At 67.2% G+C, this 750-nt stretch carries 1 protein-coding gene; it reads left to right on the top strand.

What is annotated here, in order from left to right:
- Window positions 1-52: 52 nt before the first annotated feature.
- Window positions 53-750, top strand: a 698-nt coding sequence (locus tag Pph01_RS42515; RefSeq protein ID WP_204078951.1) for an ROK family transcriptional regulator, incomplete at its 3' end; no start/stop codon positions are given.

The raw sequence follows: 750 nt of genomic DNA, 5'->3' as shown, positions 1-750 counted from the left end.
ACAGCGGGTGGGGAGGGCGGCGTTGGATCGTACGGGTACGAACCTTCCTGCCGTGGGTGAGTACAACCAGACGGTCGTTCTTGATGCGATCCGGCGGCGGCCTGAGGGGATCACCCGTTCGGAGTTGGCCGCGTTGACGGCGTTGAGTGGGATGACGGTGACGAAGGTGTGCCGGCGTCTGCTGGATGCGGGTCTGGTGGCGGAGGTCGGGACGCGGACCAGTGGTCCGGGTAAGCCGGCGGCGGTGGTGACGTTGAACCCGGGGGGTGGGTTCGCGGTCGGGGTGCACATCGATCCGGCGGCGGTGACGTATGTGCTGGTCGATTTGTCGGGCAGGGTGGTGGATCATTCGCGGACCGGCACGCCGGCGGCGGGGGATCCGAGTGCGGTGATCGCGGAGATGGCCGGTGCGATCGAGGCGTTGATCGTGGGGTCGGCGGTGGATCGGTCGCGGATTTTGGGGATCGGTATCGCTTCTCCGGGTCCGGTGAATGTGGATGCGGGGGTGTTGCTGAATCCGCCGATGTTGCCGAATTGGCATCGGGTGGCGTTGCGGCGGGCGTTGGCGGAGGCGACGGGTCTGCCGGTGTTGCTGGAGAAGGACACGACGGCGGCGGTGGTGGCCGAGTTGTGGTTCGCGGGTCCGGGCAGCAGCCGGGATTTCGCGTTCATGTATTACGGGACGGGTTTGGGTACCGGGTTGTCGGTGGCGGGTGAGGTGGTGCGCGGCATCACCTCCAATGCCGGGGA

Source organism: Planotetraspora phitsanulokensis, from assembly GCF_016863295.1.
GTDB lineage: Bacteria > Actinomycetota > Actinomycetes > Streptosporangiales > Streptosporangiaceae > Planotetraspora > Planotetraspora phitsanulokensis.
This window is presented reverse-complemented; position numbering and strand designations above follow the sequence as displayed.